This is a genomic window from Streptococcus mitis SK597 (genome assembly GCF_000148545.1).
Taxonomy (GTDB): Bacteria; Bacillota; Bacilli; order Lactobacillales; family Streptococcaceae; genus Streptococcus; species Streptococcus mitis_C.
The window spans coordinates 53,636-60,390 of sequence record NZ_AEDV01000039.1; the positions used below are offsets into that span (position 1 = coordinate 53,636).

Consider the following 6,755-nt stretch of genomic DNA (forward strand, 5'->3'; position numbering starts at 1 on the left):
ATCATGGAAAAGTATTTTGGTGAAAAACAGCAGCGTTTTTCATTTAGAAAATTATCAGTAGGACTTGTCTCTGCAACGATTTCAAGTTTATTTTTTATGTCTGTATTAGCTAGTTCATCTGTGGGTGCTCAAGAAACTGCAGGAGTTCACTATAAATATGTAGCAGATTCAGAGCTATCATCAGAAGAAAAGAAGCAGATTGTCTATGATATTCCGACATACGTGGAGAATGATGATGAGACTTATTATCTTGTTTATAAATTAAATTCCCAAAATCAACTGGGAGAATTGCCAAATACTGGAAGCAAGAATGAGATGCAAGCCCTAGTTACTGGTGCTAGCTTAGCTGCTCTGGGAATTTTAATTTTTGCCGTTTCTAAGAAAAAAGTTAAGAATAAAACGGTATTACATTTAGTATTGGTTGCAGGAATAGGAAATGGTGTTCTTGTATCCGCTCATGCTTTAGAAAATAATCTTTTGCTAAATTACAATACTGACTATGAATTGACCTCTGGAGAAAAATTACCTCTTCCTAAAGCCATTTCAGGTTACACATATATTGGATATATCAAAGAGGGAAACATAACTTCTAAGTCTAAAGTAAATGATCAAGAAAAATCAGTAGCCACTCCTACAAAACAACAAAAGGTGGATTATAGTGTTACACCAAATTTTGTAGAACATCCATCAACAGTACAGGCTATTCAGGAACAAACATCTGTTTCTTCAACTAAGCCGACAGAAGTTCAAGTAGTTGAAAAACCTCTTTCTACAGAATTAACGAATCCAAGAAAAGAAGAGAAACAATCTTCAGATTCTCAAGCACAATTAGCCGAACATAAAGATGTACAAGCTGGAACTCTGGTAACCGACAAGGGTGAGCCTGCGATCCAGCCAGAGTTACCCGAAGCTGTTGTTACTGATAAAGGTGAACCAGAGCAGGTAGCACCACTACCAGAATACACAGGTCCACAGGCAGGGGCAGTAGTTGAACCTGCAGTCCAACCATCGTTACCGGAAGCAGTTGTAGCCGCCAAAGGTGAAGCGGAAGTCCAGCCATCGTTACCAGAAGCAGTTATAAGCGATAAAGGCGTACCAGAAGTCCAACCATCGTTACCAGAAGCAGTTATAAGCGATAAAGGTGTACCAGAAGTTCAGCCATCGTTACCAGAAGCAGTTGTAGCCGCCAAAGGTGAAGCGGAAGTTCAACCAGAGTTGCCAGAAGCTGTTGTAAGTGATAAAGGTGTACCGGAAGTTCAACCAGAGTTGCCAGAAGCTGTAGTAAGTGATAAAGGTGTACCAGAAGTCCAACCATCGTTACCAGAAGCAATTGTAACAGATAAAGGTGAGCCTGAAGTCCAACCAGAGTTGCCAGAAGCTGTTGTAACAGATAAAGGCGTACCGGAAGTCCAACCATCGTTACCAGAAGCAGTCGTAACTGACAAAGGTGAGCCAGAAGTTCAACCAGCGTTGCCAGAGGCTGTAGTAAGCGATAAAGGCGAACCAGAACAGGTAGCCCCACTGCCAGAATACACAGGAGTACAGACTGGCGCTATTGTTGAACCAGAAAAAGTAGAACCACCAAAAGAATACACAGGAGTGCAAGCCGGAGCGATAGTCGAGCCAGAGAAAGTAGAAGCACCGAAAGAGTACACAGGCGTACAAGCTGGCGCTGTAGTCGAACCAGAGCAGGCTGCACCGCTACCAGAATATACAGGCGTACAAGCCGGAGCTATTGTTGAACCAGAAAAAGTAGAGCCGCCAAAAGAATACACAGGTGTACAAGCTGGAGCTATTGTTGAACCAGAACAGGTAGCACCGCTACCAGAATATACAGGTGTACAGTCGGGAGCGATAGTAGAACCAGAGAAAGTTGAACCGCTGCCAGAATACACAGGCGTACAAGCTGGAGCGATAGTTGAACCAGAACAGGTAGACCCACTTCCTGAATACAAGGGGAATATCGAGCAACTTAAACCTGAAACTCCTGTTGAGAAGCCGAAAGAAACAGATCCAGAGAAAACAATAGAACTAAGAAGTGTTTCTGATGTGGAGCTCTATAGTTATGAAGGAGATCGGTCAAGACAGCATACAAGCTTGGATAAAGTACCAGATAATAAATCTGCTTATTTCATTAAGGTGAAGTCAGCTAAATTTAAAGATGTACTGCTTCCAGTTTCAAACATTGAGGACACTACAAAAGATGGCAAACCAGTCTATAAAATCACGGCTAGATTGGAACACTTGAAGCAATCTGTAGATAATCAATATCAAGACAATTTTACTTATTATCTTCCAAAAGTTGTTCAAAACGACAGCCCTATCTACACATCATTTAAAAAATTAGTAACTGATATGAATAGTAGACCTGATGGAACTTTCACTCTGGGTGCAACCATGAATGCTCGTGAGGTTGAGTTAGGTGAAAACCAAGAAAGTTACGTTACAAGTAAATTTACCGGGACATTAATTGGTAGTCATCAAGGTAAAAATTATGGTATCTTTAATTTGAAAAAGCCGTTATTCAATAGATTAGAACACGCTACTGTTAAGGATCTCACCTTAAAAGATGTCAATATTTCTGGTAAGAATCATGTCGCATCAGTTGCTAAGGAAGCCACAAATTCTTCAACTTTAGAGAACGTTCACGCAAATGGAATCATTGCTGGTGAGCTAGGTATCGGAGGACTTGTCCAAAAAGTTGATAATTCTACAGTAAGAAATAGTAGCTTCACCGGAAGAATAACTAATACCTTTGTTACAACTTCTCAGTATGCAATTGGTGGTCTAGTCGGTCAATTAACCGGTGCTAATGCTAGGGTAGATCATTCTATTGCAACAGTAACCATTTTAAGTAATGCAGAACGTTCTAACCAAACCATTGGTGGAATCGCAGGTATCGTAGAAAATAATGCAACTGTAGCAAATAGTTATGCTGAAGGTGAAATAAATAATGCTAAACCATTCGCTAGAGTTGGTGGAGTTGCAGGTTCCCTATGGACAAATGGTTCTGACACAAAAGACAATTCTGGACGTCTATCGAGTGTTCTAAGTGATGTTACTGTTACAAATGGGAATGCAATTTCTGGTTATCATTTTGATGGGATGAAGGAGACAGAGGTTTACAGTAATAAAGACAATAAGGTAGTTAATGTTCAAGCAGTTGGAGATGAGGTAATGTCAGTTGATTCCACTGTAGAACGTGGTACTGAGATTGAAAAAACAGCAGTTCAAGCCAAGAAAGACCAGATTACTACAAAGAAAACTATAACCGTGGAAGATTTCACAAATTCTGCTAAACAGGATGTAGATTATACCAAGGCCACTCATTATCAAGCGACAAGAGAAGTTGCATATAAAAATATAGAAAAATTATTACCTTTCTATAATAGAGACACCATTGTGAAATATGGAAATCAATTATCAACTGATACTAACCTGTTTAAAAAAGAATTATTATCTGTTGTACCTATGAAAAATGAGGAAGTGGTTTCAGATATTACTTCAGACAAGAACTCTATCAATCACTTATTACTACATTACAAAGATGGAACATCTGAGAAAGTAGATTTAACCTACAATAGTGATTTTGCAAATCTGGCTGAGTATACTATTGGAACTACAGGTCTAGTATACACACCAAATACTTTCCTAAAAGATTATACATCTATAATAGATAGAGTTAAAAATGACTTAAATACAGTGCAGTATAATCCAACTGCTCTTAAGAATTTGTTAGGAATTTCGGATAATGTTAAATTAACAGAACTCTATCTAGATGAACAATTCGCTAAAACTAAAGAGCATTTGACTGAGACTCTTAAAAAATTGCTTTCAGCTGATGCTGCTGTCTCTGGAAATAATAGTGCTATTGACAATTACATGGTTGATAAAATCAAGCGAAACAAAGAAGCCTTGATGCTCGGATTAACCTATCTAGAACGCTGGTATGATTTCAAATTCGATAAGGCTAGCGCAAAAGATTTGCTTATGTTCCATATGGATTTCTTTGGTAAGGGAAATACCTCTCCGCTAGATACAATTATTGAACTGGGTAAATCTGGGTACAATAATCTCTTGGCTAAAAATAATGTGGTTACTTACAATGCCTTGCTGACGAATAACTACGGTACAAAAGATCTGTTTAGTGCTCTAGAAGGCTACCGTAAAGCATTTGCACCTACTCAAACTAACAATGAATGGTTTAAATCACAGACAAAAGCCTTAATCGTTGAAGAAAAATCTAATATTCCAGAAGTGAGGGCTAACCAGGAAAAAGCTGGTAGCAAGTACTCTATCGGTGTTTATGATCGAATCACTAGCGACAGTTGGAAATACCGTAACATGGTACTGCCTCTACTAACCTTGCCAGAAAGATCAGTATTTGTCATTTCAACTATCTCTAGTCTAGGCTTTGGTGCTTATGATCGCTATCGTAATAAAGAACATCAAGCAAGTGGTGATCTGAATAGCTTTGTTGAAAAGAGTGCTCACGAAACTGCCGAACGTCAACGCGATCACTATGATTATTGGTATCGTATTCTAGATGAAAAAGGGCGTGAGAAGCTTTACCGAAATATCTTGCTTTATGATGCCTATAAATTCGGAAATGATCATACTGAAGGAAAGGCTACAGAAGTGGCAGATTTTGATAATCCAAATCCTGCAATGAAACATTTCTTTGGTCCTGTTGGAAATAAAGTTGGTCATAATGGACACGGTGCTTATGCTACCGGTGACGCCGTTTATTATATGGGTTATCGTATGTTAGATAAGGATGGAGCTATTACTTATACTCATGAGATGACGCACGATTCAGATCAGGACATCTACCTTGGTGGCTATGGTCGAAGAAGTGGCTTGGGACCAGAGTTCTTCGCAAAAGGCTTATTGCAAGCACCAGACCATCCAAATGACGCAACCATCACCATCAACTCGATCTTGAAACATTTAAAATCGGATAGTAAAGAAGGAGAACGATTACAAATACTTGATCCAACTACGAGATTTAAAGACGCGACAGATCTTCAAAAATATGTACACAACATGTTTGATGTTGTTTATATGTTGGAATATCTTGAAGGAAATTCAATTCTTAAATTAGATACGAATCAAAAACAACAACTTCTTAGAAAAGTTACAAATGAGTACCATCCTGATCCTGATGGAAATAAGGTCTATGCAACAAATGTTGTCAGAAATCTAACAGTAGAGGAAGCTGAAAGACTACGTTCATTCAATGATTTGATTGATAATAATATTCTTTCGTCTAGGGAATATGCGTCAGGCAAATACGAAAGAAATGGCTACTTCACTATTAAATTATTTGCGCCGATTTATGCAGCATTAAGTAGTGATATAGGAACACCTGGCGACTTGATGGGACGTCGTATGGCTTATGAACTATTAGCTGCAAAAGGATTTAAAGATGGTATGGTGCCATATATCTCAAATCAATTTGAACCCGATGCTAGGGCAAATAATAAAACAATTACCTCATATGGTAAGACCAAAGGATTAGTAACAGATACATTAGTACTTCAAAAATTATTTAATGGACAATATCACACTTGGAGTGATTTTAAAAAGGCTATGTATGCAGAGCGTCAAACTAAGTTTGGACAATTAAATACAGTGTCATTTAAAGATCCATCAACCCCTTGGTATAATCGAAAAACAAAAACTATTAAATCGATAAACGAATTAGAAAATTTAATGAGAAAAGCTATATTGGAAGATTTAGATACACCTCATTGGGATAACTATAATCCAGAAACAGACAGTGCAGTTCATAAGTTGAAGAGAGCAATCTTTAAAGCTTATCTTGACCAAACTGATGATTTTAGAAGTTCAATTTTTGAAAATAAAAAATAGTGTTTACTATTAGGAAATAAAATTAAAGAAGGTGATTACGCTTGTCATTATTTAAAAAAGAACGGTTTTCAATCCGAAAAATCTGTGGGATTGTTGGTTCGGTGTTACTAGGAAGTGTCTTGGTTGCACCGTCAGTCATCCATGCTTCTACCTATCATTACATTGAAAAAAGCGCTCTTACACAAGAAGAACAAACTAAGATTCAGGCAGGAATTCCTACTGATAATGAGGAAACTTATGCTCTTATTTATCAGCAGGAAACTCTTCCTGCAACAGGTTCATCGACTTCTGTGCTTACAGCTTTAGGTCTATTAGCTATTGGTAGTTTAGTCCTTTTGGTTCATAAAAAGAAAAAAGTTGCTAGTCTGTTCTTAGTTACTACGATTGGACTGATTAGTCTTTCTAGTATGCAAGCTCTCGATATAAGCAATCCTTTGAAAGCTCCAAGTAATGAAGGAGTAGTTCAAATTGCTGGGTATCGTTATATTGGATACTTACTCCTTAATGATGATGCAATTTCAGAAATTCAACATAAAGCTGAGGGGACAAAAAATGTTCCAGTATCTGAAACTCAGGAAAGTATCCCTAATGAAGCGCCTAAAGCAGAAAAACCTAAAAATCCAGAGTCTGTAAGCACCGTTCCAAACGAGACAACTAAATCAGAGAAGCCAGAGTACACTGCACCGGTAGGCACAGTCCCTGATGAGGCGCCTAAAGCTGAGAAGCCAGAACATACAGCACCAGTTAGTGGTAATCTGGTAGAATCTGAAGTTCATGAGCAACCAGAATATACAGCTCCAATTGGCGGTAATTTAGTTGAACCAGAAGTTCATGAAAAACCAGCATACACTAAACCTATAGGTACTGTTCCAGACGAGGCT

General features: G+C 38.1%; 2 protein-coding genes. Both read left to right on the top strand.

The annotated features are described in order from the left end of the window. The first annotated feature begins 3 nt into the window (after positions 1 to 3). Positions 4 to 5,874, top strand: coding sequence for a ZmpA/ZmpB/ZmpC family metallo-endopeptidase (locus tag SMSK597_RS07290; RefSeq protein WP_000417196.1), 5,871 nt, complete (start codon positions 4 to 6; stop codon positions 5,872 to 5,874). A 41-nt stretch (positions 5,875 to 5,915) separates the two neighbouring features. Next, on the top strand, positions 5,916 to 6,755 hold an 840-nt coding region (locus SMSK597_RS0102360; RefSeq protein ID WP_080551633.1), incomplete at its 3' end, for an SIALI-17 repeat-containing surface protein.

Bases quoted from the DNA above. Each gene is read 5' to 3' on its own strand.
- SMSK597_RS07290 (WP_000417196.1), top strand. From the start codon at position 4: ATGGAAAAGTATTTTGGTGAAAAACAGCAGCGTTTTTCATTTAGAAAA.